Origin of the sequence: Streptomyces sp. NPDC052079 (assembly GCF_040680275.1) — a bacterium.
Taxonomy (GTDB): domain Bacteria; phylum Actinomycetota; class Actinomycetes; order Streptomycetales; family Streptomycetaceae; genus Streptomyces.
The window spans coordinates 103,470-127,029 of the sequence record NZ_JBFAWL010000019.1; the positions used below are offsets into that span (position 1 = coordinate 103,470).

Annotated in this window: 18 protein-coding genes; 6 read left to right on the forward strand and 12 right to left on the reverse strand. The window is 73.4% G+C overall.

Annotated features, from left to right (window positions below):
* Positions 1–22 precede the first annotated feature (22 nt).
* Positions 23–289 (reverse strand): hypothetical protein, encoded by a 267-nt coding sequence (locus AB0L56_RS24580; protein WP_365426413.1) that lies wholly within the window; start codon positions 287–289, stop codon positions 23–25.
* A gap of 49 nt (positions 290–338) precedes the next feature.
* Positions 339–1,064 carry a restriction endonuclease gene (locus tag AB0L56_RS24585; protein ID WP_365426481.1) on the reverse strand — a complete coding sequence of 242 codons (726 nt, stop codon included), beginning with the start codon at positions 1,062–1,064 and terminating at the stop codon, positions 339–341.
* Positions 1,065–1,289: 225 nt separating this feature from the next.
* Here AB0L56_RS24585 and AB0L56_RS24590 point away from each other — a divergent pair, with 225 nt between their 5' ends.
* A complete protein-coding gene (locus AB0L56_RS24590; RefSeq protein WP_365426416.1) occupies positions 1,290–1,955 on the forward strand; it encodes a GAF and ANTAR domain-containing protein in 666 nt (221 codons plus the stop codon).
* Positions 1,956–1,986: 31 nt separating this feature from the next.
* Here the strand turns inward: AB0L56_RS24590 and AB0L56_RS24595 are convergent, their stop codons facing one another.
* The gene (locus tag AB0L56_RS24595) at positions 1,987–2,568 is read right to left on the reverse strand and encodes a hypothetical protein (protein ID WP_365426419.1); all 582 of its coding nucleotides are present in this window, start codon (positions 2,566–2,568) and stop codon (positions 1,987–1,989) included.
* 165 nt (positions 2,569–2,733) lie between these two features.
* Here AB0L56_RS24595 and AB0L56_RS24600 point away from each other — a divergent pair, with 165 nt between their 5' ends.
* Positions 2,734–5,304 (forward strand): SpoIIE family protein phosphatase, encoded by a 2,571-nt coding sequence (locus tag AB0L56_RS24600; RefSeq protein WP_365426422.1) that lies wholly within the window; start codon positions 2,734–2,736, stop codon positions 5,302–5,304.
* 66 nt (positions 5,305–5,370) lie between these two features.
* Here AB0L56_RS24600 and AB0L56_RS24605 read toward each other — a convergent pair whose 3' ends face one another.
* Complete coding sequence (locus AB0L56_RS24605) at positions 5,371–5,562, reverse strand: hypothetical protein (protein ID WP_361037430.1); 192 nt, start codon at positions 5,560–5,562, stop codon at positions 5,371–5,373.
* Positions 5,563–5,700: 138 nt separating this feature from the next.
* Between AB0L56_RS24605 and AB0L56_RS24610 the strand changes: the two genes are divergently transcribed.
* Together AB0L56_RS24610 and AB0L56_RS24615 are read left to right on the forward strand one after the other, a co-directional pair.
* Positions 5,701–6,615, forward strand: coding sequence for a DUF4232 domain-containing protein (locus AB0L56_RS24610; protein WP_365426425.1), 915 nt, complete (start codon positions 5,701–5,703; stop codon positions 6,613–6,615).
* A 128-nt stretch (positions 6,616–6,743) separates the two neighbouring features.
* On the forward strand, positions 6,744–8,978 hold the full coding sequence (locus AB0L56_RS24615) for an MMPL family transporter (RefSeq protein WP_365426428.1): 2,235 nt from the start codon (positions 6,744–6,746) through the stop codon (positions 8,976–8,978).
* Positions 8,979–9,035: 57 nt separating this feature from the next.
* Here AB0L56_RS24615 and AB0L56_RS24620 read toward each other — a convergent pair whose 3' ends face one another.
* Positions 9,036–11,087, reverse strand: a complete 2,052-nt coding sequence (locus AB0L56_RS24620) for a DUF1996 domain-containing protein (RefSeq protein WP_365426484.1) — start codon at positions 11,085–11,087, stop codon at positions 9,036–9,038.
* Positions 11,088–11,381: 294 nt separating this feature from the next.
* Here AB0L56_RS24620 and AB0L56_RS24625 point away from each other — a divergent pair, with 294 nt between their 5' ends.
* Positions 11,382–12,635, forward strand: a complete 1,254-nt coding sequence (locus AB0L56_RS24625; RefSeq protein ID WP_365426431.1) for a YhjD/YihY/BrkB family envelope integrity protein — start codon at positions 11,382–11,384, stop codon at positions 12,633–12,635.
* 18 nt (positions 12,636–12,653) lie between these two features.
* Here AB0L56_RS24625 and AB0L56_RS24630 read toward each other — a convergent pair whose 3' ends face one another.
* On the reverse strand, positions 12,654–13,106 hold the full coding sequence (locus AB0L56_RS24630) for a flavodoxin family protein (RefSeq protein WP_365426434.1): 453 nt from the start codon (positions 13,104–13,106) through the stop codon (positions 12,654–12,656).
* 114 nt (positions 13,107–13,220) lie between these two features.
* Here AB0L56_RS24630 and AB0L56_RS24635 point away from each other — a divergent pair, with 114 nt between their 5' ends.
* Positions 13,221–13,892, forward strand: a complete 672-nt coding sequence (locus AB0L56_RS24635) for a class I SAM-dependent methyltransferase (RefSeq protein WP_365426437.1) — start codon at positions 13,221–13,223, stop codon at positions 13,890–13,892.
* A gap of 542 nt (positions 13,893–14,434) precedes the next feature.
* On the opposite strand, the gene AB0L56_RS24640 is transcribed toward AB0L56_RS24635, so the two are convergent.
* The 6 genes from AB0L56_RS24640 to AB0L56_RS24665 all read right to left on the reverse strand — a co-directional run bounded on the left by AB0L56_RS24640 (position 14,435) and on the right by AB0L56_RS24665 (position 23,551).
* Entirely contained in the window at positions 14,435–14,797 is a 363-nt protein-coding gene (locus tag AB0L56_RS24640; RefSeq protein ID WP_365426439.1) for a metalloregulator ArsR/SmtB family transcription factor, read from the reverse strand.
* Positions 14,798–14,950: 153 nt separating this feature from the next.
* Positions 14,951–15,373: an ATP-binding protein gene (locus tag AB0L56_RS24645; protein WP_365426442.1), complete on the reverse strand. Its 423-nt coding sequence runs from the start codon at positions 15,371–15,373 to the stop codon at positions 14,951–14,953.
* Positions 15,370–17,097 (reverse strand): SulP family inorganic anion transporter, encoded by a 1,728-nt coding sequence (locus tag AB0L56_RS24650; protein ID WP_365426445.1) that lies wholly within the window; start codon positions 17,095–17,097, stop codon positions 15,370–15,372. The genes AB0L56_RS24645 and AB0L56_RS24650 overlap by 4 nt, the downstream gene beginning before the upstream one ends.
* 131 nt (positions 17,098–17,228) lie before the next feature.
* Positions 17,229–17,831: a hypothetical protein gene (locus tag AB0L56_RS24655; protein WP_361037446.1), complete on the reverse strand. Its 603-nt coding sequence runs from the start codon at positions 17,829–17,831 to the stop codon at positions 17,229–17,231.
* Between the two features lie 135 nt (positions 17,832–17,966).
* Positions 17,967–19,040: a zinc-dependent alcohol dehydrogenase family protein gene (locus AB0L56_RS24660; protein WP_365426448.1), complete on the reverse strand. Its 1,074-nt coding sequence runs from the start codon at positions 19,038–19,040 to the stop codon at positions 17,967–17,969.
* A gap of 176 nt (positions 19,041–19,216) precedes the next feature.
* Entirely contained in the window at positions 19,217–23,551 is a 4,335-nt protein-coding gene (locus tag AB0L56_RS24665) for a cation-translocating P-type ATPase (RefSeq protein ID WP_365426451.1), read from the reverse strand.
* Positions 23,552–23,560: the final 9 nt, after the last annotated feature.

Sequence of the window (23,560 nt, forward strand, 5' to 3'; positions counted from 1 at the left end):
GTCCCCTCGGTGTCCACATCGCTCAGGGGACGTCGCCCCACCAGTCGTACACCCGGCCGCCGGGGCTGCGGGGGACGTACACGGAGCGTCCGCCCGCGCCGTACCGGCCTATCTCGGTGCGCAGGCCGACGCCGTCTTTCAGCTCCGTCCCGTCGCGGCCCGTCACGTCCAGCAGCAGACCGTCCAGCGGCCCACCGGCCAGCTCCACGTACGACCGGCCCTCGCGTGGACCGGGGTCGTCGTGGTCCGCGCCGTAGACCCGGGCACGCATGAACTCCAGCTCGTCCATGACGGCAGGGTGGCATCCGCCACTGACAATCGGCCCCCGGCGGGCGGGCTCAGGCCTCCGGGTCGCCGGCGCACGCCGTCCACGGTGCCGGTGTCCGGCCGTCGTTCCAGGCGAGCAGGGTGTCGCGGGCGACGCATACGATGCCGCACCGCGCGGCATAGTCCTCGGCCGGTTCGGTGAAGTCGCCGGTGGTCACGACGAGGGCCACGTCCGCCTCGTGGACGGTGAAGCAGGTGCCGCCGAAGCGCTGCAGGTCCTGCGAGCCGACCTTGTTGTCGTGGCCGTAGCGCTTGCACTGGAAGACGAGGCGGCGGCCGTCGGGGGACAGCGCCACCACGTCGGCCCCGAGGTCTCCGGCGCCGCCGACGACCTCCACCTGTGAGCAGCCGTCCCGTGCGCACAGGGCCGCTATCGCCTCCTCGAACTCCTCGGGGCCGAGCGCGTCCAAGTCGTGGGCGTACGCGTCGGCGCCGGCGGCCGGTGGACCGGGCGCGGGCACCGGTTCCTCGAGGGCGTCGAGTGCCGTCGCCGTGGCCTGTTCCAGTGCCTCGCCGGCCCCGCGGGCGAGCGCGGACGCCGACAGCCGCCGGCGTCTGCGCGCATGGGCCAGGACGACCGCGGCGGCCAGGCAGCACAGCACGACGGCCCACACCGGGCGCCGCTCAGCGGCCCCGGCCAGAGCGCGCACCGCGAGGCCGCCGGTGACCAGGGCCGTGGCCAGCAGGCCGAAGAACATGGCGGTCGCTCGCAGGTCGAAGCGCCGTGCGCGGGGCATCGGACGCGTGCGGTGCTGGGGCGTGGTCACCGTGGTGGTTCCCTTCTCTGGCGGCCGGCGGGAGGTGCCCCCGGAGGGCCGGGGTACCGTCGAAGATCACGTACGCCGTCTGCCCGGGATCGGGGCGTTCACGGCGTGCCGCACGGGTGTGCGGGGTACACACGTGTGTGCTGGCTGCGGCGATCAGGGAGGCGAACGGTGGACTGGCGGGGATTCGCTCAACAGATGGCGTCCATGGCCCGTGATCTGCTGGCGGAACACACGCTCGACTCCACCCTGCAGCAGATCACGCGCTCGGCAGTGGACCTCGTCGAGGGCTGCGACGCGTCAGGGATCCTTGTACTGCGCGGGAACCGGGTGAGTTCGCTGGCGCCCACCGAGCACCTCGTGACCGAGAGCGACCGGCTCCAGGAGCGCCTGGGGGAAGGGCCCTGCTTCGACGCGGCACGACCCGACCGCTCCGAACGGGTCTTCCGCATCACCGACTTCACCGCGGAACCGGAACGCTGGCGGTCGTTCGTGCCTCAGTGCCGGGAGCTGGGGGTGGGCAGCATGATGGGGTTCCTGCTGTACACCCGGGAGGAGGAGCTGGGGGCGCTGAACATGTACTCCCGCAAGCCGGGGATGTTCACGGAGGACAGTGAGACGGCGGGCTGGCTGCTGGCCTCGCACGCGGCGGTCGCCTTCTCCACCGCCGTGACCGACGCCCAGCTGCAGGAGGCCATCGCCACCCGGCATCTGATCGGTGAGGCGATGGGCATACTGATGGGGCGGCATCACATCACGGAGGACCAGGCGTTCGACATCCTGCGCACGGAGTCCCAGCGCACCAACACCAAGCTGCGGGACGTGGCGCGCCGGGTCTGCGAGACCGGCACCGCGGAGCAGTGAGCGCGCAGCACCCGGCCCTTTCACGCCCGGCTCAGCGGGTGCCCGTCCAGTTGTGGGCGACGTCGATCACGAGGCGGTCCTGGAGCTCCAGGACGCGGAACGGCAGCCGTGCGCGGACTCCCAGGCCGACCTGGCTGTCGCCCTCGAAGCTTCCGGCGAACCGGGCGTCACGGAAGGTGCGGTACCCGGTGAGGTCCACCCCCGGCAGGGGGCGTGCGGCGCGGGCGGGGTAGGTGGGCTCGCCGGTCTCGGGGGCGTAGGAGGGCGCGGCCACCCGCACCTCCAGGACGGCACCGCCGGCGACGGGGATCGCCCGGCCCGATCCGTCCTGGTGCAGCCGATCGACGTACTGCACGGAGTAGCCGATGTCGCCGCGCCCGGCGCCCGGCAGGTCGACCACCATCCGGTCGAAGCAGTCGTGCCGGCCGGTCCTGATGTTCCGCAGCGGCATGGTCGTGCTGTCAGTGTCCGACTTGGCCAGGCTGCCCCAGCCGGTGGAACAGGCCGTGGCCCGGGCCGGCGCCGCCGGGGTGGCCACGGCCGGGACCGCCGCCGTCGCCAGGGCGGTGCCCACGAGCAGAAGAGTCGCGCAGATCGTTCTGTGGTGAAGCATTTTCGGCCCCCTGGGCTCGCATCCAGCTGATATCGGGTGAGACGAGCGGGATGCCCGGAAGGTTGCTGTTCCCTCCCGGCCGGTCGCCGGACCGGCGGGCATGGCACATCCTGATGGAAGGCGAACCAATGGATGTCCCGTGCGTCCGCACCGGGAGGACGCGACATGGATGAGGCAGCCGCCGCACCGCATGGCGAGCGGTCGGCAGGCATGCGCGGGCGGGAGACGGAGAGGGTCCACAGCGCGCACCCGGAGGCCCGTATCGAGGACGCGCTCGCCGAGCCCGTGGTGGCGGCGATCCAGGGCGTCGGCGGATACGGCGGTCTGGTGTACCTGCGCTCACGCGACCGGCGTTCGCTGGTGCTCTGCGTGGTGTGCGGTGTCCCCCGGTCGCTGCTGAGGCCGTGGTGGCGGGTCCCCGTGGGCGGGGCGCTGCCGATGTCCGAGGCGTACCGCAGGGGTGAGGATCTGTGGCTGCCGGACGAGCGGGCGACGATGCTGCGCTTCCCGCAGTTCACCGCCGCGTTGCCGTACGCGTTCGCCCACGCCTACCACCCCGTGCGGGTCGGCGGGGAGACCGTGGGCGTCCTCGGCGTGCTGCGTTCGGCCACCCGGGAGCCGTCGGACGGGCAGTCGGGACGGGTGGCACTGCTGAAGGCCGGGCGGGACATGGAGCGGCGGCTCACCGAGTTCGCCCGCCGGATGCCCGGCCGGGAGGGCCCGGACGCCGTGGCGTACGGCATCGAGTACGACGACCAGCCGGTGAACGTGCGGCTGCCCACGCCGCCCGCCCGGGCCGTGGAAGTCGGCATCATCGAGTGGGACCTGGAGCGCGACCTGTGGTCGGGGGACGACGACGCGCTGTCGCTGCTGGGCGTCACCCGGGAGGAGTTCGGCGGCACCATGGCGGAGGTCGAGGCCCGGGTCAGCCCCGACGACCAGCACGAACTGCGGGCGAGCCGGCGGGAGGCGGAGGACACCGGACAGGTCAGGGCCCGGCACTTCAGGGTGGTGGACGAGCCCGAGGACACCGGCCGGATGCGCTACCGGCCGGTGGAGCTGTGGGGACATGTCGTACGGGTGGAGGGGGCCGCGCGGATTCTGGTGGGCGCCCTCGTCGACGCGGCAGGCGGGGCCACCGCGGCGGAGGCCGCGGAGCGGCTGCCCGACGGTCTGTTCTCCCTCGACCAGGACGGCCGGGTGATCTACGCCAACCGGCGCTGCCAGGAACTGCTGGGGTGCGAGCTGGAACGGCTGCTCGGCCACCATCCGTGGCATGTCCTCACCTGGCTGCACGATCCCGCCTACGAGGACCGCTACCGTGCGGCGATGCTGTCGCAGGAGCCGGTCTCGTACCTGGTGCGCGATCCGGACGGCGTCTGGCTGGGGTTCGCCCTCTATCCCGGTGTGCACGGGCTGACCGGCCGCGTCTTCCGCACCGACGCCCCGGCCGAGGCGGAGCCGGGCGGGGCCCTGGCACCCGGCGCGGGCACCGGGGCGCCGTCGGAGCTCGTCGCGCCGACGCGTGCGGGGGCGCTGTACCACGTGGTGCAGATGGCCAGTGTGCTGACCGAGGCCGTCACCGTCAGGGACGTGTGCCGGGCCGTCGCCGAGCGGTTGCTGCCCGGGTTCGGCGCGCAGGAGATCGCCCTCTACACCGTCCGCGAGGGACGGATGTACCTGCTGTGGGAGTCCGGTTACCCGCGTCATTTCCTCGACCCGTTCGAAGGGGTCACCCTCGACGCGAACCTGCCCGGTGTGCACGCCCTGACCACCCGGCTCCCGCTCTTCTTCGAGTCGCCCGAGGCGCTGGCGACCGCCTACCCGGGGATCACCCTGAACTCGATGGGCACCTGGGCGTTCCTGCCGCTGATCGCCTCCGGCCATCCGGTCGGCTCCTGCATCCTCGGCTGGAACGCACCGCACCGGTTCACCTCCGAGGAGCGCAGTGCACTGACCGCGCTGGGCGGACTGACCGCGCAGGCGATGGAACGGGCCCGGCTCTACGACGCGGAGTCCGCCGTGGCCCGCGGCCTGCAGGAGGGGCTGCTGCCGCACCGGCTGCCGGCCATCGACCGGATGCTCACCACCGGCCGCTATCTGCCCGGCACACAGGGCATGGCCATCGGCGGCGACTGGTACGACGTGATCAGGACGGGGCCCCGGGTGGCCCTGGTCATCGGTGACGTCGAGGGTCACAGCGTCGGCGCCGCGGCCGTCATGGGGCAGCTGCGCAGCGCGGTGCACGCCTTCGCGGCCAGCGGCCGCCCGCCGCAGGAGGTCATCACCCACACCAACCGGCTGCTGGTCGAGCTGGAGACGGACGTCTTCGCCACCTGCTGCTACATCGAGCTCGAGCCGGACACCGGCCGGGTCCTGGCCGTCCGGGGGGGTCATCCCCCGCCGCTGCTGCGCCATCCCGACGGGCGCACCGAGAGCCTGGACCTGCCCGGCGGTGTGCTGCTCGGGGTGATCCCGGACGCCGTCTACCCGGTCACGACCCTCACCCTGGCTCCGGGCAGTGTGCTCGCGCTGTACACCGACGGGCTCGTGGAGACGCCGGGCGCCGACATCGGGACGGGGATCGAGGCGGTCCGTGGCGTCCTGGCCCGGAGCCGTACCCGCTCCGTCGAAGAGCTCGCCGACCAGCTGATCCGCAGCGCCCGGCGGACCGAGGACCGCCCGGACGACGTGGCCCTGCTGCTGACGGCGTACGACTGGGACACCGCCCGCTGACACCGGAGCCGGCCCCGGTCGCCGGGTCACCGGGGGTCGGCCCCCGGACCGCCCGCCGGGCACGGCTCACAGGCAGTAGCGCACCAGCCACTCGTCCGGATCGTAGGCATAACGGGCCGGGTCCGGCGTCACGGCCGGCCGTTCCTCGACCATGTCCTCCACCCGAACCGGCTCGGGGAGACGTCCGAAACGGGCGCGGCGTGTGGTCGCGGCGGCCCCGTCCGCGTCCTGGTGCGTGTGCACGGTCTCCTGGCTCACGGCGACTCCCCTCCGCAGCCGGCCGATGCTCCCCCTCGGACAGCACCGCGGCCTCTTTGAGAGAGTTTCCCACACCCGGCACCGGAAGCGTGGCTTCCGTCACAGCCGGGGGCAGGCTGTTACTGATCGACTCCTCCCATGCGCAGCGCTCTCCTGCCCCTCATCGCCGCTCTGGCCGGCGCCCTGTTCCTGACCGCGTGCGGAACCGAGCAGGCCGGCGGCCCGATTGCCTCGCCGTCCCCGTCGGGCGACCCCTGTGGCGGGCAGTCCCCGAGCACCGCGGCCGCTTCTCCGCCGGGGCCCGCCGACGCGGAGCACGACGGGGTCCGGATCACCGGATTCGGCGGCGGAAGCCAGGGATGCGCCGCATTCAAGGTCACCCACACCGGGGCAGAACCCTTCACCTACATGATCACCTTCGATCTGCTCTCCGACGCCGGGACCGTGCTGGACAACACCGAGCGGACAGTCGAGCGCGTGGCTCCGGGCCGGACCGTCTGGGGCACGCTCCGGCTGAGCGAGTCGGCGGCGGGCTCGCGCAACGTGAGCGGGGTACGGATCGCCAAGGTGCGCAGCGTCCCGGCCGACGAGGCGCCGTACACCCACGGGCCATGCCCCGAGTCCGGCCTCCGGGTGTACGCGGACGACGGCGACGCCGCCATGGGACTGCGGGTCGTCTCCGTCCACGTGGAGAACTGCGGCACCCGGCCCTACGCGCTGCACGGCTACCCCGAGGTGCGGCTCTACGACGAGGAGCACGAACCCGTGGAGGGGGTGCGGATCCTGCGCGACGGCAGCTCAGTCGCCGGCGCCACGGGGGCGGACGGTCCCGCCCTGCCGATCGTCGTGGGGCCGGGCGAGAGCGCCTGGGCCGGTCTGGTGTGGCGCAACACGGTGCAGGCGGGGACGCCGGTCCACGCTCCTTATGCGCGGGTGCGGGTGAAGTCCGGGGCGGACCGGGTGATGGTCGTTCCCGAGCTGGACCTCGGGACGACGGGGAAGCTGGCGGTGGGGCCGTGGAAGAAGCGGGAGGAGGCACCGGCGTCACCCTGAGGGCACGGCTGTTCCCGCCTCCGCTGACCGGCGGGCCCGCCGGGACGGTCGAGGTGCCGGGGTGATCGGGCGCATCTGTAATGGAGGGGCGGCCGGCAACGGCTCGGCCCGGCGGAGGAGATGCGTCCATGCCGTCCAGGCCGACCACCGAGACGCCGAAGGCGGGTGTCCTGCGGCGACTGGGCGAGTGGTGCGCGCGGCACTTCCTCGTCGTGATCGTGACGTGGCTGGTGGCTCTCGTGGCGCTGCAGGTCGCGAGCCGCTCGGTCGGCGGAACCTACTCCGACAACTTCACCCTCCCGGACTCCCAGTCCCAGAAGGGCATCGAGGTCCTGCAACGGCACGATCCGCAGGCCGGGGGCTACAGCAGCCAGATCGTCCTGCACGACGACCGACAGCGACTGACCGGTCTCGACAGTCAGATGTCCACCGCGGTCGGCGACCTGGAGAAGCTGCCGCATGTCCTCTCCGCGCAGAACCCGCTGTCCGCCCCCTCCCCCTCCGGCCAGTCCGGGCCGAACGTCGGACCGCTGTCCTCCGACGGGAAGACGGCGTACATCACGGTCCGCTTCGACGTACAGCCCTCGACCCTGGGCGACGACTACCTCCACGGGGTGGACGATGCCGTACGCCCGCTGCGGAACGCGGGCGCCCAGGTCGAGTACGGCGGACCGCTGGGCGAGCTGGCCCGGCCCGCGCCCGACGACCGGGTGAGCGAGCTGATCGGGTTCGCCGTGGCGATCGTGGTCCTGCTGATCGGCTTCGGCAGTGTGCTCGCCGCCGTCGTCCCCCTCCTGACGGCACTCATCGGGGTGGTCGCCGGTCTCGCCGTGCTAGGACTGCTGGCCGCGGCGTTCACCTTCGCCACGGTGTCGCCGACGCTGGCGACCATGATCGGCCTCGGCGTCGGCATCGACTACGCGCTCTTCCTGATCACCCGGTACCGGCAGGACATCATGAACGGCGAGGATCCGGTGCGGGCGGCCGGGCACGCCACCTCGACGAGCGGGCGCGCGGTGCTGGTCTCCGGCTGCACGGTGATCATCGCGCTGGCGGGTCTGTCCGTGTCCGGGGTGTCGTTCATCTCCAAGCTCGGAGTCGCCGCGGGCGTCACCGTCGTCTCGGCCGTCGTCGGCGCGCTCACCCTGGTGCCCGCGCTGCTGGGTCTGCTCGGCCGGCACATCGACCGCTGGCGGGTGCGCCGGCCCGTGGCGGAGACCGATGCCGGGCCCGGCGCGGAACCGCACGGCACCTGGCACCGGTACGCCCAGCGCGTGGCGCGCCGGCCGTGGGCCTTCCTGGCGGCGGGCGTCGCCACGATCGCCGTCCTCGCGATCCCGGTGTTCTCGATCCAGCTGGGTCATATCGGCGACGGCGCGGACCCCACGTCCTTCACGGACCGCCGCGCCTACGACCTGATGACCGACGCCTTCGGTCCCGGCTCCAACGGTCCGCTCACCGTCGTCATCGACCAGTCCTCCGTACCGGACTCCCAGCGTTCCGACCTGGCCTCGCAGGCGCAGCAGACCCTGGACGGCGTGGAGGGTGCGGCCGCCGTCACGCCGCTCACCCCCACGCAGGACGGCGAGGTGCTGGTCGGCACGGTGTACTCGACAGCCTCCCCGCAGAGCTCCACGACCACCGATCTCACCAACCGCCTGGTCGACGACACCCTGCCGGACGCGGTGCGCGGCACGGACGCGCAGACCTACGTCACCGGGACGACGGCGGCACAGGTCGACTTCCGCGACCTGATCGCCGAACGGCTGCCGCTGATCATCGCCGTGGTCGTCGCACTGGCGTTCCTGATCATCCTGGCCGTGTTCCGCGGGCTGCTGGTCGCCGTCAAGGCGGCGGTCCTCAACGTGCTGTCCATCACGGCGTCGTACGGCGTCGTCGTCGCCGTCTTCCAGTGGGGCTGGGGCGGGCCGGCCCTCGGCGTCTCCGGCACGGTGCCGATCGAGAGCTATGTGCCGATGATGATGTTCGCCATCATCTTCGGTCTCAGCATGGACTACGAGATCTTCCTGCTCTCCCGCGTCCACGAGGCCTGGCTGCGCACCGGTGACGCCAAGGCGTCGGTCGCCCATGCCCTGGAGATCACCGCGCGGGTCATCACCTGTGCCGCGCTGATCATGGTGAGCGTGTTCGCGGCGTTCATCATCAGCGACAACGTCGTGGTGAAGATGCTCGGTCTGGGTCTGGCCGTCAGCGTGCTCATCGACGCCACCGTCGTCCGGCTGCTGATGGTGCCCGCCGTAATGACCCTGCTGGGCAGGCACGCCTGGTGGACACCGCGGTGGCTGGACAGGATCCTGCCGCACATCGACGCGGAGGGGGAAGGCGCTGCGGCGTCCCGCTGACGCACGAGGCGGCAGGCCCCGCGAGGGGTCCTGCCGCCGTTGACGTGCCGTGTCCGATCAGGCGCTGCGCCGCACGCTCCGCAGAACGAAGAAGCCAAAGATCACCAGCACTCCGCCGATCGCGGCAGGCCACAGCTGGGCGCCGGTCTCGGCGAGGCTTCCGCTCTGGCCCTGTGCCTCGGCCCCGTCCTCCAGTTCGGGGAGACTGCCGGGCACCTCGGCGGCCTGTGCCGCCTGTCCGCCGTCGTTCTTGCCGCCCTTGTCGCCCTTGTCGCCGTCCTGGTTCCCGGCGCCGGCGTCCTCGCCGTTACCGGCCGGGTTCGAGGCCTTGACGTTGGGCTGCTCGGGCTGTGCAGTGCCGTCGCCCTTCCCGGGCTCCTCCGTGGCGGGGTTTCCGGCCGGGGTTTCGGCCGGGGTCTCCGCCGGCTGGTCCTGCTCGCCGTTGCCCTGGTCACCGCCGTTGCCCTGGTCACCGCCGTCGTTCTGGTTGCCGCCGTCGTTCTGGTTGCCACCGTCGCCGGGCTTGTCGCCGCCGTCGTTCTGGCCCGGGTCCTCGGTGGGCTGCTCCGGCTGCTGGGGCTCCTCGGTCGGCTCGCCGCCGCCGTTGCCGCCGTCACCGTTGCCGCCGTCACCGTTGCCGTCGCCGCCGTTGCCGCAGGTGCGGCCCTCGTTGATGCAGTCGACCATCTCGTTCATCAGGTCCTCGTCGAAGACGTTGATGAAGTCGCCGTGGTCCGTGATCGGCTTGTGCAGCTGCTCCGGGAAGGAGTCGACGGCGAACAGCGGCGTGGTCTTGCCGCCGTCCTCGAGGCTCGGCGCGTCGACGTCGTAGACGATCCGCTGCACCAGTTGCGGCACGGGCTTGAAGCCGGACGGGCAGTTGCCCGCCTCGTCCGCGAACGCCATGTGCGTACGGTGGTTGGCGCTGTCGATGTTGCGGCCGTCCCAGCAGCTCTGGAAGTCGAACGAGCGCACCACGTCACTGCCCTCGGGGCACAGCGGGTACTTGTCGGTCAGCTGCCGGTCCTCGAAGCCGGTGCAGCTCCAGGAGGCGTTGGCGTTGGCGGGGCCGTTGACGAACGACTTGGCGTCACCGGTGATGATGCGCAGCAGCCGGGGCATGGCCGTGACCTCGCCCTGCGGGTTGCCCACGAAGGTCAGCGTGACCTCCTTGGGCGTGACGATCTCACCGGCGTTGCCCTCGATGCCGCCGCCCGGGGAGTTGGCGTCCTGCTCCTCGGTCCCGTTCTGCAGACGCAGCACCGGCCAGTAGTACGCCGACTTGTCGCCCTGGTCCACGCAGGTGGTCTCCGCCTGCGCCAGTTCCTCGTCGCTGGAGAAGGCGTTGGTCGCCTGGTTGCCGATGTAGTCGTGGAAGTGGTGGGCGCCGTTGCTGACACCCGGCGCGGCGATCACGTTGTCCGAGTTGAACACGCCGTTCGCGTTGACACCGCAGTCGCTGGCGAAGGTGCCGGTGGAGGCGTTCGCCGACTGCTTCGGCTCGGAGACGTTGGGCTGGACGCTCTCGATGTCAACGTAGTCACCGGCGACGGGACCGTTGCCGGCCTGGCCACCGTTCCCGCCCTGTTCCTGACCCTGCTCCTCCTGACCCTGCTGGTCCTGGCCCTGCTGATCCTGACCCTGCTGATCCTGACCCTGCTGATCCTGGCCGTCGGCTCCGTCGGCCGCCTGGTCGCCGCCGTTGCCGTCGCCTTCCTGCTGCGCGGGGGCGTTGCCGGACTCGCGCACGGCACAGGCGGCGAGCTCCTCGAGGCCCTCGGGCCGGTCACCCACCTGGTCGATGGCGCCGGCGATACGGGCGAGGGTCGCGGAACGCTTCTCCTCCAGCGGCCCGGCGATCGCGTTCTCCGCGAAAGCAGGGTCCTGCCGGATGGCGTCCGCCGACTCGCCGAGCCGCTTGTAGGCCTCGGCGATCTGCGCGTCCAGGCCGGCGAGTTCCTTGTCCACCTCCGCCCGGGCCTCCTGGGGCACCGACGTCAGCTCGGTGGCCACATCCGGACAGTCGATCGTGGCGGCGCCCGAAAGGACCTGGGCCTGGTCGGCGCCCGTCCCGTCCTCCGTCGCGGAAGCGTAGACGTTGGCCGCCATCATCCCGCCTCCGCCCAGGATCAGGGCGAAGGCGGCGAGAGTCGCGCGCTGTTTCGGGCGTCTGCGTGTGTTGCGTGCCAAGGCAGTACTCCTACGCTTCTGTCGCGGGGGTCGGCATGGGATTCCCACGCCCCATACGCAAGCGGGCCACCCTGTGTTCAAACGCCTCACGATTTCTTCCTCGAATCTCAGAAGACTCCCAGCCCCGCCAACGACCCGGGAAGGGGAGGGTGAAGTCGCCGCAGCTTTCCGTGCACCGGGCGTGGCACGGCGTCTGCGGGTTACCCGACGGGCATGAAGCTGCATATCCCGGGGAGGAACGACAGGCAGTCCCCAGAGAAGACGACGCATGAGGCCCGCCCGGGTCACGGGGGGCAGCGCGCGGCGCCGGAGCAGCCTCGTCCGGATCAGCGGACGCGGCGCGCGGAACCGGAGCAGCCTCGTCCGGATCAGCGGACGCGGCGCGCGGAACCGGAGCAATCTCGTCCGGATCAGCGGACGCGGCGCGCGGAGCCGGAGGAGCATCGTCCGGATGAGCGGACGGGGCGCGCGGAGCCGGAGGAGCCCGGGCCTAGCGACGAGGTGGAGGAGGCAGCGCCGGACTCCCTGGTCAAGATGCCGAAAGGGGCGTGGGTCGCGGCACTGAAGGGCAGCCTGCGCGAGTTCAAGGACGACGAGCTCACCGACCGGGCCGCGGCACTGACGTACTACGGCGTGCTGTCACTGTTCCCGGCGCTGCTGGCACTGGTGTCGATCCTGGGCCTCACCGGCCGGTCCACCACGGACACGGTGCTGGAGAATCTCCAGAAACTCACCGCTCCCGGCGCGGCCCGCGACATCATCACCCAGGCGGTGGAGCAGTTGCGGGGCAACGCGGGCGTCGGCTCGATCGTGGCCATCCTCGGTCTGGTGCTGGCGATCTGGTCGGCGTCGGGGTACGTGGCGGCGTTCATGCGGTCGGCGAACGCGGTCTACGACATGCCTGAGGGGCGCCCGGTGTGGAAGGTGCTGCCGGTACGGCTCGGCGTGACGGTCACGCTGATGGTGATGGCCGTGATCAGCGCGCTGATCGTGGTCTTCACCGGCGGGCTGGCCCGGCAGGTGGGTGACCTGCTCGGTCTGGGCGACACCGCGCTGACCGTGTGGTCGATCGCCAAGTGGCCGGTGCTGGTCCTCCTGGTCACCATGATGATCGCGCTGCTGTACTGGGCGGCACCGAACGCCAAGGTCAGGGGGTTCCGGTGGGTCACTCCGGGCAGCTTCCTGGCGCTGACCATCTGGCTGATCGCCTCCGCCGGCTTCGCCGTCTACGTCGCCAACTTCGGGTCGTACAACAAGACGTACGGCACGATGGCCGGTGTCATCGTGTTCCTGATCTGGCTGTGGATCACCAACCTGGCCATTCTGCTCGGGCTGGAGTTCGACGCGGAGATCAACCGGCAGCGGGCCATCGCCGGTGGCCATCCGCCCGAGGCGGAGCCGTACACGCAGCCGCGCGACACCCGCGCCTGGGACGAGCAGGACCGGCGGCGGATGGACGAGACCTGACGCGGCCTGACGTGCGCGTCAGGCCATCAGTCCGGCCGCGAGCGTGGCGCCCAGTTCCCAGCACCGCTCGACGGCGTCCTTGTCCGGTTCGCCGGTGACCGTCACGGTCTCCGCCGCGCGGCGCCAGCCCAGGCCCGTCGTGACCGACTCGATGCCCCGCACCGCGCCGGTGACGTCGCTGCCGCCGTGCACGTAGTACCCGAAGGGCCGGCCCCGGGTGGTGTCCAGACAGGGGTAGTAGATCTGGTCGAAGAAGTGCTTGAGGGCGCCCGACATATAGCCGAGGTTGGCCGGGGTGCCGAGGAGGTAGCCGTCGGCGTCCAGGACGTCGGCGGCGGTGGCGGACAGCGCCGCGCGCCGCACCACCCGGACGTCCTCGATCTCCGGGGCGGTGGCACCGGAGAGGACGGCTTCGAACATCGTCTGGCAGTTGGGCGAGGGCGTGTGATGGACGATCAGCAGAGTCGGCACACCCCGACCCTGCCGTGCCGGCCGCCGCACCCGCAAGCCGGGGCCGGGTCGCGCCACGTGCGGCGCCCCGTTGTCACAGGGGGGCCGGGGTGGCACGATGCCCGGCATCGGTACATGGAGACGGAGTGTGTCTTGGCCGACGAGCAGCACGAGTCACCGGCGGCGGCCGTGTTCGACGCGCTGGGCAGCGAGTACGAGAAGGCGTTCGCCTCCTCCGGGGCCCACCGGGCGTCGCTGGACTGGCTGCTCGAACGGCTGGCGCCCGGCAGCCGGGTGCTGGACGTGGGCAGCGGCACGGGCAGGCCCACGGCCGCCGTGCTCGCCGGGGCCGGCCACCGGGTGCTGGGCGTCGACGTCTCCCCGGTGATGGTGGAGATCGCCTCCCGTCAGGTGCCCGAGGCCGAGTTCCGCCGCGAGAACATCCGCCGGATGACGCTCGAGGACGGTTCGCTGGACGCGGTCTGCGTGTACTTCGCGCTGCTGCAGATGTCCCGGACGGAGCAGTCCGAGCTGCTGCGCCGACTGGCGCGGGCGCTGCGGCCGGGCGGTCTGCTCGCGCTGGCGACCGTACCGCTGGACGTCGAGGAGTTCGACGGGGTGTTCATGGGGCAGCCCGTGCGGGTCACCAGCTTCGCGGCGGAGGACCTCATCGCGCTGGTGCACGAGGCGGGTCTGACGGTGCAGTCGGAGGAGAGCGTGATGTTCACCCCGACCCACCCGGACACCCGCCCGGAGCCGCACCTGTTCCTGCACTGCCGCCGCGAGGTGCCGGAGTCCTCGGTCTGACACGCCGGCCTCTACGCCACCGCGGCGGCCGGCCACCGTTGAGCCACGCGCCCGTGCCCGCCCGGCCGCTGTCGCGACCGTCCGTACACCACATCAGGGAGGTCCGCGAGCGGGCCGGACCTGGCGGCACGCCCCACGCACGGACCAGGCCCGCCCGCTGACCGGCGGGCGGACTCACGCGCCCGGGCGCCCACGAGGGCTCGGCTCCCCCTGTGTGGCCCAGAGGTCCGCGCGCGGTCCGGCCCTGGCGGGACGCCCCACGGACGGAGGCCCCGCCCGGTCACCGGCGGGCGGACTCACACGCCCGGGCGCCCACGAGGGCTCGGCTCCCCCTGTGACCCGGAGCTCCGCGAGCGGGCCGGACCTGGCAGGACGCCCCACGCCTGGACCAGGCCCCGCCCGGTCACCGGCGGGCGGACTCACACACCCGGGCGCCCACGAACGCTCGGCTCCCCCTGTGACCCGGAGCTCCGCGAGCGGGCCGGGCCTGGCGGGACGCCCCACGCCTGGACCGGGCCCCGCCCCGTCACCGGCGGGCGGACTCACGCGTCCGGACGTGCCGCGGGGCTCGGTTCCTTCTGGGTGGCCTGGAGGTCGGCGAGGAGTTCGGCCTGGCCGGCGAGGACGCCGGACAGGATGGTGCGGGCCACGCGCAGCAGCTCCGCCACATGCGGGCTGGTCAGCGAGTAGTACACGGTCGAGCCCTCTTTGCGGCCGACCACCAGGTTCGCGCGCCGCAGGACGGCCAGTTGCTGTGAGAGGTGCGCCGGCTCGATGCCCACCTCGGGCAGCATCTCCGCGACCGCGTGCTCACGCTCGCTGAGCAGCTCCAGCACGCGGATGCGAGCGGGGTGGCCCAGGGTTTTGAAGAACTCGGCCTTCAGCTTGTACAGCGGCGTGGTCATCGTGCCGTCCCCTCTCCGGTTTCCGGCGCGGCAGCACGGCCCGGTGGCCGGTCCTCGGTCCATCGCCTCATCTGTGCGTCGACACCCGCCTCGACGTTTTCCGACATTAGCAACTTCATACATCCCTGCCGTCCGATGCCCGGTCCGGTGGCATCACAGGGGAAGCGTGATCCAGATGCTCTTGCCCCGGCCGTCGGCGTCGCCGCGGACCACGGCGGTGCCGCCCGGGCCGTGGGTCAGTTCCACGACGGTGGCCAGGCCGCCGGAGCCGGCGCCGTGCGTCCCGAACAGGGGGGGCCGGCAGGGCTGGCGGTCGTGCACGGCGAACACCAGGCAGTCGGGGCCCGCCGCGTAGACCACCGAGGTCTGCGGGGAGGCCTCGGCCGCGTGCCGGACGCTGTTGGTCACCAGTTCGCTCAGGATCAGCAGCGCCGGGCCCACCGCCGGGTGGCGTGCGCCGATGCCCCACTCCGCGAGGGCCTGTTCGGCGGTTTCGCGGGCGAGGCGCACGGCACCGGGCTCGGTGGGCAGGGTGAGGACGTGGCGGTACGGCAGCGTGGTCAGTGCCGGGGTCATCGGTGCTCCGCCCGGGGCGCCGCGGCTGCCCGGGGCGCGGGCTCACGCAGGATTCCGTCGCGCTCCAGGTGCGCGCGGGCCGCGCCGATCGCCTCGGGCGTGGTGGCGTACTCCTGGCCCTCGTGCCTCAGCAGCTCCAGGACGCCGACCGAGGCCAGGGCCCGGCGGTGGGCCGGGCGGACGCCGGATGCCAGGACGAGGATGCCGCGCCGTCTCAGTTTCGTCACCGCGTCCTTCAGGACCAGGGCTCCGGTGGCGTCGACGACGCTGACGTGGGACATGCGCAGGACGACCACGCGTACGTCGGCGAGTTCGGTCAGTTCCAGCAGGAAGCGGTGGGCGGCGGCGAAGAACAGGGGGCCGTCGATCCGGTAGGCGACGACGTGCTCGGCCAGCAGGGCGTGCTCCTCCTCCGTGTGGTCGCCCAGGTCCAGCGGCAGCGGGGCGAGCCGGGCCTGGCGGGCGACGGCCCGCAGCGCGAGGACGCCCGCGACGGCCAGACCGATGATCACCGCCTGGACGAGGTCGAGTACGAGCGTGGCGGCCGCGGTGAGGACGAGGATCAGCGCGTCGGAGCCGGTGGCGCGGGTCATCGCGCGCAGCGAACCGACCTCGACCATGCGGACCGCCGTCGCCAGCAGGACACCGGCGAGGGCGGCGAGGGGGATCCGCGACACCAGCGGGGCGGCCGCGAAGACGATCACGGCGAGCACGGCGGCGTGCGTGAGCGAGGCCAGGCGCGAGGTGGCACCGGTACGGACGTTGACCGCGGTACGGGCGATCGCGCCGGTGGCGGGGACCCCGCCGAACAGCGGGGCGGCGATGTTGGCGAGGCCTTGCCCGAACAGTTCGCGGTCGGGGTCGTGCCGCTGTCCGACGGTCATGCCGTCGGCGACGGAGGCGGACAGCAGCGATTCCAGGGCGGCCAGCGCCGCCACCGCCAGGGCGGGCGCGAGCAGGCTGCCCAGGGCGCCGGTGTCGACGAAGGAGAGCGAGGGCGTGGGCAGGCCGGCGGGGAGGTCGCCGATGGGCCGTGCCCCGTCCAGGCCCCCGACCTGGACCACGGCCGTGGCCGCGATCACCGCGAGAACCGAGAAGGGGACGGTGGGCTTCCAGCGCGCCCCGAGCAGCATCACGGCCGCCACCGCGAGCGCGAGCGCCGGTGCGGTCCAGTGGGGGTCGCGGACGAAGTCCTGTCCGGCCCGCCAGGCCACCACCAGGACCCGCTCGCCCTCGGGCGTGGGTACGCCGAGGGCGTTCGGGATCTGCTGGAGCCCGATGACGCAGGCGATGCCGAGCGTGAAGCCCTCCACCACCGGCGCCGGCACGTACCGCATGCTGCCCCCGGCGCGCAGCAGCGCCAGCGCGACCAGGATGGCGCCCGCCATCAGACCGACGGTGAGGACGCCCGCGGGCCCGTGGTCGGCGACGATCGGCACGAGCACCACCGTCATCGCCCCGGTTGGCCCGGAGACCTGGAGGTTGGAACCGCCGAACACGGCCGCCAGTGCGCCGGCGACCACGGCGGTGGCCAGCCCCGCCTCTGCGCCGAGTCCGGAGGAGACACCGAAACCGAGCGCCAGGGGCAGCGCGACGACCGCGACGGTCAGGCCCGCGAGCAGGTCACGCCGGGGGTGGCGGCGTATCTGGTCCAGGTCTGCGCGGGTAGGCAGCAGTGCGGTGATCCGGGACCGGGCTCCGGCCGGTGACAACGGTACGGACACGGCCCCTCGACTTCACTCTCGGCTGGACGACGGACTCAAGCATGTAGGCAATTGCTAAATTTTGCAATTCGGCAGCTCATGCCATGCTCATGCTCGGCCGTGCCCGGCCCTCCGGGTCCGCCGTCCGGCGCTCAGCCGATCATCCGCTTCCGCCACGACGGCTCGACCTGCCGCCACTCGGCCTCCCACTCGGCCAGGCGCCGCCACCGTAGCCGGGACTGGACGAGCCATCCGCCGAGCAGGATCAGCCCGCCGGTGCCGATGCCGACCGTGCTCCCGGCCATGACGATCTGGAACCCCGCTTCGGCGCCCTCCGGCGGCGCGGACACGAGCCTGCCGGCGGCGTCGTTCCACACGGTGACCTCGGCGCCCGCCCGGCTTCCCGGTTCGACCTCGGCCCGGCCCGTCCGGGTGTTGCCGTCCGGGGCCGTCCACCGGACCTTCGCCCAGACGCCGCCGTTCCCGTCCTCCGTCACGGGTGCGGACGTGGCATCCCGGGCGTTCTCGACCAGTACGGCCGGTACGGGGCGGCTCCGCTCGCGGCGGTCGCCGAGCGCCGCGTCGACTCCTCCGGCCGCCGCCAGCCCGGCGAACGCCCCGCCCAGCAGGGCGAGAACAAGCGTGGCGAGCAGCAGCCAGGCCTCGACCAGATCGCTGCGGCGGCGCAGCGGGTTCCTCCGCCACCGCCACAGCCGCACCCTGCGCGGTGGCGTCGTACCGTGTGTCCTCGCCATGGGAGGTCACCTCCTCGCGCGAGTGCCGAACGGCGCCGCTCCTCCAGGGTGGACCCTGCGCGCCCGGTCCGGCATGGGCCGAACGGCCCTCCCGGCGGCGCTCCCGGGGCGGGCGGCGGCCGGCCCGGGGTTAGGTCAGACCGTCGGGTGGACGGGGACCACCTCGTGCTGCGGCACCCCCAGCACGACCTTGAGCGCCCCGGTCTCGGCGGCGTTGCCGAAGACGTCGTACGCCTCCTGCATGTGGTCGAGCGGGAACGTGTGCGTGACCAGCTGACGGGTGGGCAGCCGTCCGGCGGCGGCCATCCGCAGCAGGGTCGGAGTCGAGTGGGTGTCCACGAGCCCGGTGGTGATGGTGATGTTCTTGATCCACAGGTCCTCGAGGTGCAGGGTGGCGGGCGCACCATGCACACCGACGTTGGCCAGGTGTCCGCCGGGCCGCACCATGCGGGCGCACAGTTCGAAGGTCTCCGGAACGCCCACCGCCTCGATGACCACGTCCGCGCCGAGCCCGCCGGTGAGGTCCTCGACCAGCTGCTCGGGAGCCTCGGTCGCGTCGGCCACGGCGTCGGCGCCGAACTCCTTCGCCGCCTGCAACCGGGAGGCGGCCAGATCGACGGCGACGATGCGCTCGGGCGCGAACAGCCGGGCGGTGGCGACCGCCGCGATCCCGATCGGCCCGGCGCCGACCACGACGACGGTGTCGCCGGGACGTACCCGTCCGTTGAGCACGCCCACCTCGTAGGCCGTGGGGAAGATGTCGGCCAGCAGCACGGCGTCCTCCGGGGCGACGGCGCCGGGCAGCGGGTACACGGAGAGGTCGGCGTACGGGACCCGTACGTATTCGGCCTGGGTGCCGTCGATCAGGTGGCCGAGGATCCAGCCCCCGCCGCCCCGGCACTGGCCGTACATGCCCTCGCGGCAGTAGCCGCAGCGCCCGCAGGCGGAGATGCAGGAGACCAGGACCCGGTCCCCGGGGCGTACGGTGCGGACGTCGGCACCGGTCTCGACGATCTCTCCCACCGCCTCGTGGCCGAGGACGGTTCCGGGACGGACCTCGGGCACGTCGCCCTTGAGGATGTGCAGGTCGGTCCCGCAGATGGTGACGGCGTCCACGCGGACGATCGCGTCGCCGGGTTCCTTGATCTCGGGGTCGGGGACCTCCTCCCAGGCGGAGTGCCCGGGGCCGTGGAAGACGTAGCCCTTCATGCCGATCTCACCCTTCTCGCTGTGCGGCGGGCCCCGGCACCGGGCGCGCCCGCGCCCGCCTGCGTCGGAGGGACCCGGGGGGTGCCGGGACCGTCCTCCTCTTCCAGTCTGGCCGCAGGAGGGCGGATCCGCTCGGGCCGAACGGCCCCCGGTGTCCTCTCGAGGCGGGCGGCCGGTCAGGCCACCGGCCGGGCGATGCCGCTGCCCAGCAGGTGGCGGGTCTGCCGCACGGAGTCGCCGAGGCGGAGGGCGAGGCGGGCGGCCAGATCGTAGAGGCGGCGTACCGCTTCGAGGCGTTCCAGGCGGGGGGCCAGGGCGGACAGGGTGATGGCCAGGGCGACGCCGAGCCAGGCGACGGGCCCCAGGGGGGCGCAGCCGAAGAAGTGGCTGACGCCGGGCGTCTGGACCAGGGCGGCGAGCACCGCGGCGGAGCCCAGGGCGGTCACCCACAGCAGAGGGCTGTGGCGGCGTCCGGTGAGGGTCTGCACCAGCTGGGCGCCGACCACTCCGCACAGGGCCATCGTGGTGGAGCGGCGTTCGGTGCCGGGGGTGAGACGGCCGATCAGATAGGCGGTGACCGCGCCGAGGCAGGTGGTGACGCCGCGGCGGCGGATCGAGCGCAGCAGCGGTGCGCCGAGCACGTCGAGGCCCATCGGGCCGGTCGCGGCGTGCGCGGCGGTCGACGGGTCGTCGCTCGGTGTCATGGCCACGGCCATGGCCGGGAACATGTCGGTGAGCAGGTTGACCAGGAGCAGCTGACGGGTGGACAGCGGTGAGGAACCGGCGAGCAGGGTGCCCAGCACGCTGAAGCCCACCTCGCCGGCGTTGCCGCCGATGAGGATGCTCACCGCGTCGGCGACGCTGCGCCACAGCGCGCGGCCTTCGCTCACGGCGTCCACCAGCACCGAGAGGTCGCCGGTGGTGAGCACGATGTCGGCGGCGTTGCGGGCGGCCGCGGAGCCGCGGGCCTCGATGCCGACGCCCACGTCGGCGGCGCGGATGGCGGCGGCGTCGTTGGCGCCGTCGCCCGCCATGGCCACCACCCGGCCGGCCTGCTGCAGGGCCTCCACGACATGGAGCTTCTGTTCGGGAGCGACACGGGCGACCACTCCGGCGCCGTGCAGCGCGCGGACCCGGTCGGCCCGGCCCATGGCGACGAGTTCGTCCCCGGTGACCACATGGGTGCCCTCCGGCCAGCCCAGCTGGAGGGCGATGGCGCGGGCGGTCTCCGGGTGGTCGCCGGTGAGCATGACGGGCAGGATGCCGGCCCTGCGCAGTTCGGTGAGCAGTTCCTGGGAGGTGTCGCGCGGCACGTCCGCGAGGGCGATCAGCCCGGCGAACTCCAGGCCGTCGAGTCCGGTTTCGAGCTCGGCCTCGGTGTCGGCCTCCCGGCACGGACGCCGGGCGACGGCGAGGACGCGCAGCCCCTGTCCCGCCAGGGTGTGGGCCGTCCCGGCCGCCTCGTCGGGCAGGTCCCGGCAAGCGGGGAGCACCGTCTCCGGGGCGCCCTTGACGACGAGGAGCGGACCGGCGTCCGTATCGCCGTCCCGGCCGACCGCCGCCGCGTACCCGCGGCTCGCCTCGAAGGCCAGCTCGCCCTCGGCGGTCCAGCTGTCGTCGGGCGGGGCGGCGTCGAGCACCGCCTCGTCCGTGGCGTGCGCGACCCGGCGGCCGTCCGCCGTCTCCTCCTGCGGGCAGGCGCGCGCGGCCATGCGGAGGACCGGTACGGCGTCGGCGGCGCCCGGGAAGAGGACGGTGCCGTCGGCGGTGGCGACCCGGACCAGACGGAGCCGGTTCTCGGTGAGGGTGCCGGTCTTGTCGAAGCAGACGGTGTCGACCCGGCCGAGCGCCTCCAGGGTGCGCGGGGTGCGCACCAGCACGCCGCGCCGGGAGAGCCGGCGGGCGGCGGCCATCTGGGCGACGGTCGCGACCAGGGGCAGCCCTTCGGGCACGGCGGCGACGGCCACGGCGACACCGCCGCTGACGGCACGCCGTATCGGGGTGCCGCGCAGCAGGGACAGCCCGGTCACCAGTGCGCCGCCGGTGAGGGTGACGGGCAGGACCTTGCGGGTCAGTTCCTGCAGGCGTGCCTGGACACCGGCGGGCGGCGGAGTGCGCGCGGCCAGGGCGACGGCGCGGCCGGCCTCGGTGTGGTCGCCGGTGTCGACCACGAGCGCCTCTGCCCGGCCCGCCACCACGGTGGTGCCCTCGAAGACCATGCAGGTCCGCCGGGCGACCGGTGCGCCCGGTGTGGGTTCCGGGTCCTTGGTCACGGGCAGGGACTCGCCGGTGAGCGACGACTCGTCGACCTCCAGACCCTCCGTCTCCAGCAGCCGCGCGTCCGCCGGTACGACGTCGCCGGCGCCGATGCTGATCCGGTCCCCCGGTCGCAGCCGTGCGGCGTCGACGGTGACCGTGCGGCTGCCGGTGGTCCGGCGGCGTGCCTTGGGCTGCTGGCGGGCGGCGAGCCGGGCGAGTGCCCGTTCGGCGCGCAGCCGCTGCAGTCCGCCGGCCACCGCGTTGATGTCCATGGCGCCGAGCACGAGCAGTGCGTCGACGAGCGAGCCGAGCAGCGCCGAGGCGACCGCTCCGGTGGCCAGGACGGGGGTGAGCGGGTCGTCGAGTTCGCGGCGCACGGCGCCCGCCGCCTGCCAGGTCCAGCGGGCGGGGGCGAGAGCGGGCGTGCGGGTCAGCCGTGCCGCCCGCTGCCGGGTCCGGCCGGCGAGCAGGGTGAGCCCTTCGGGCTCGGCGTCGGTGCGGGCGTCGCGCAGCAGTGCGCGCGCCCGGTGCGGTTCCAGGGCGTGCCAGGGCACGTGCAGCCGGGGCTCGGGCGGTGCGGCGCGGGCCACGCGTACGGCCTCGGTCCAGCCGGTGAGCAGGGCGGCCGCCGCGGCGATGTTCACCGGGGCGTGCCGGGTGAGCCGCTGCCAGATCCGGCCGTGGGGGGTGCCGCCGCGGGCGACCAGGAGACCGGACAGGGTGGCGCCCGCCCGGGCGAGCGTCTGGGAACGGCGGCCGACCCGGCGGGCCGGCGGGATCGCGGTCAGCAGGCGCCATACGTCGGCCAGACCGTTCGGGGCGAGCGCGTCGGCGCCCCAGGCGATCGCCGAGCGCCGGTCGGTGAGGGCGATCGCCACGTCGCCCGCGGGCAGGCCGCCCGCGACGTCGTCGTCCCCGTGGGCGGACACGCGGGCGACGCTCACCACGATGTGCCCGTCGTTCTGCAGGGCCCGTACGACGTCGCCGAACGGCAGGTCGGCGGGGGCGACTTCGTCGGCGAGGCGGGTGATGTCCTTCAGGTCGGAGCCGCCGCTGACCACGACGTGCAGTCCCGCCCGGCGGGCCGCGTCGAGAACGCCCTCGGCCCAGGGGTCGACGGGGTCGTGGAACTCGTCAGGGGCAGTGCCGTCGGCGGACGGCGCGTGGCCCCGCAGGGCGTCGGCGTGCAGGACGAGGGAGTCGGCGATCTCCAGCTGCCGCAGCCGTTCCCCGCTGCGCACCAGGACGCCGGAGCGGGCCAGATGGGTGCCGAGGAGGGTGTTGAAGGCGGCGGGGCCGTAGCGTGCCGCCTTGGGGGATCCGGCCAGGACCGCTTCGGCCGCCTCCCCGGTGTCGTGGGTGACGAGGAGGGTGGCGGCGGCGCCCACGACGCTCCCGGTGCCGGCGTGGGCGGCGTACGCCTGGGCGGGCGTGACCCGCAGGGGCGGGCGGATGTCCGTGGGGCAGGGGAGGCTGGTGCGTTCCTCGACGCAGACGTCGTCGTGCAGGGCCTCGAAGGCCGCGGCCCTGGCCGTCGCCTCGGTCAGCTGGCCGGTGCGCAGCAGGCCGTCCAGGACCAGGGCGATGGGGGACTGTGCCGCGCCGTGCGCGGCGGCGTTGGCGGCGGCGAGGAGGAGTTCCATGCCGCTCCTGCCGAACCGCTGCCGCAGCACGGAGCGGAAGCGGGGGTTCTCGCGCAGCAGGGTGACGCCGGCGATGATCGCCTTGGGGGTGGGCGGCAGGCGCAGCGACCGGCCCGCCAGGGCACCGGCCGCGCCGGCGGCGTCCAGCAGCAGCGCGGCGGCGGCGATCCGTACGTCGCGGGGGTCGCCGGGATGCGCGGTCGGGTCCTCCTCCTCGGGGTCCGCGTCCTCGGTCAGTCCGAGGCGGGCGGCGAGCGCGACGGCGTGCTCGGTCACGCGGTCGGTGGCCGCGTCCGTCACGGCGGTCACCACGAGGCGGGACAGTCCCTCGTCCCAGTACGCGGTCAGCACGTCCGGGTGCTCGAGCAGTTCGGCGGCGGCCTTGCGGGCGAGGGGGGCGATGCCGCCTTCGGGGTGCCGTAGGGCCAGGTGGACGCGGTGTCCGGCCTGCCAGTGCCGGCCGCCGCCGAGGGCGTTGCGGGCGACGTTGCCCAGGCGGCGCGTGGTGTCGTGGACGGACGTCATGCCCTGCGCGGTGCCGCGGGCGGCGCCGGCGGCGGCTCCCGCGACGGCACCGGCGAGCGGGGCGACGTCGAAGCGTGTGAGCATCTGGGGGTC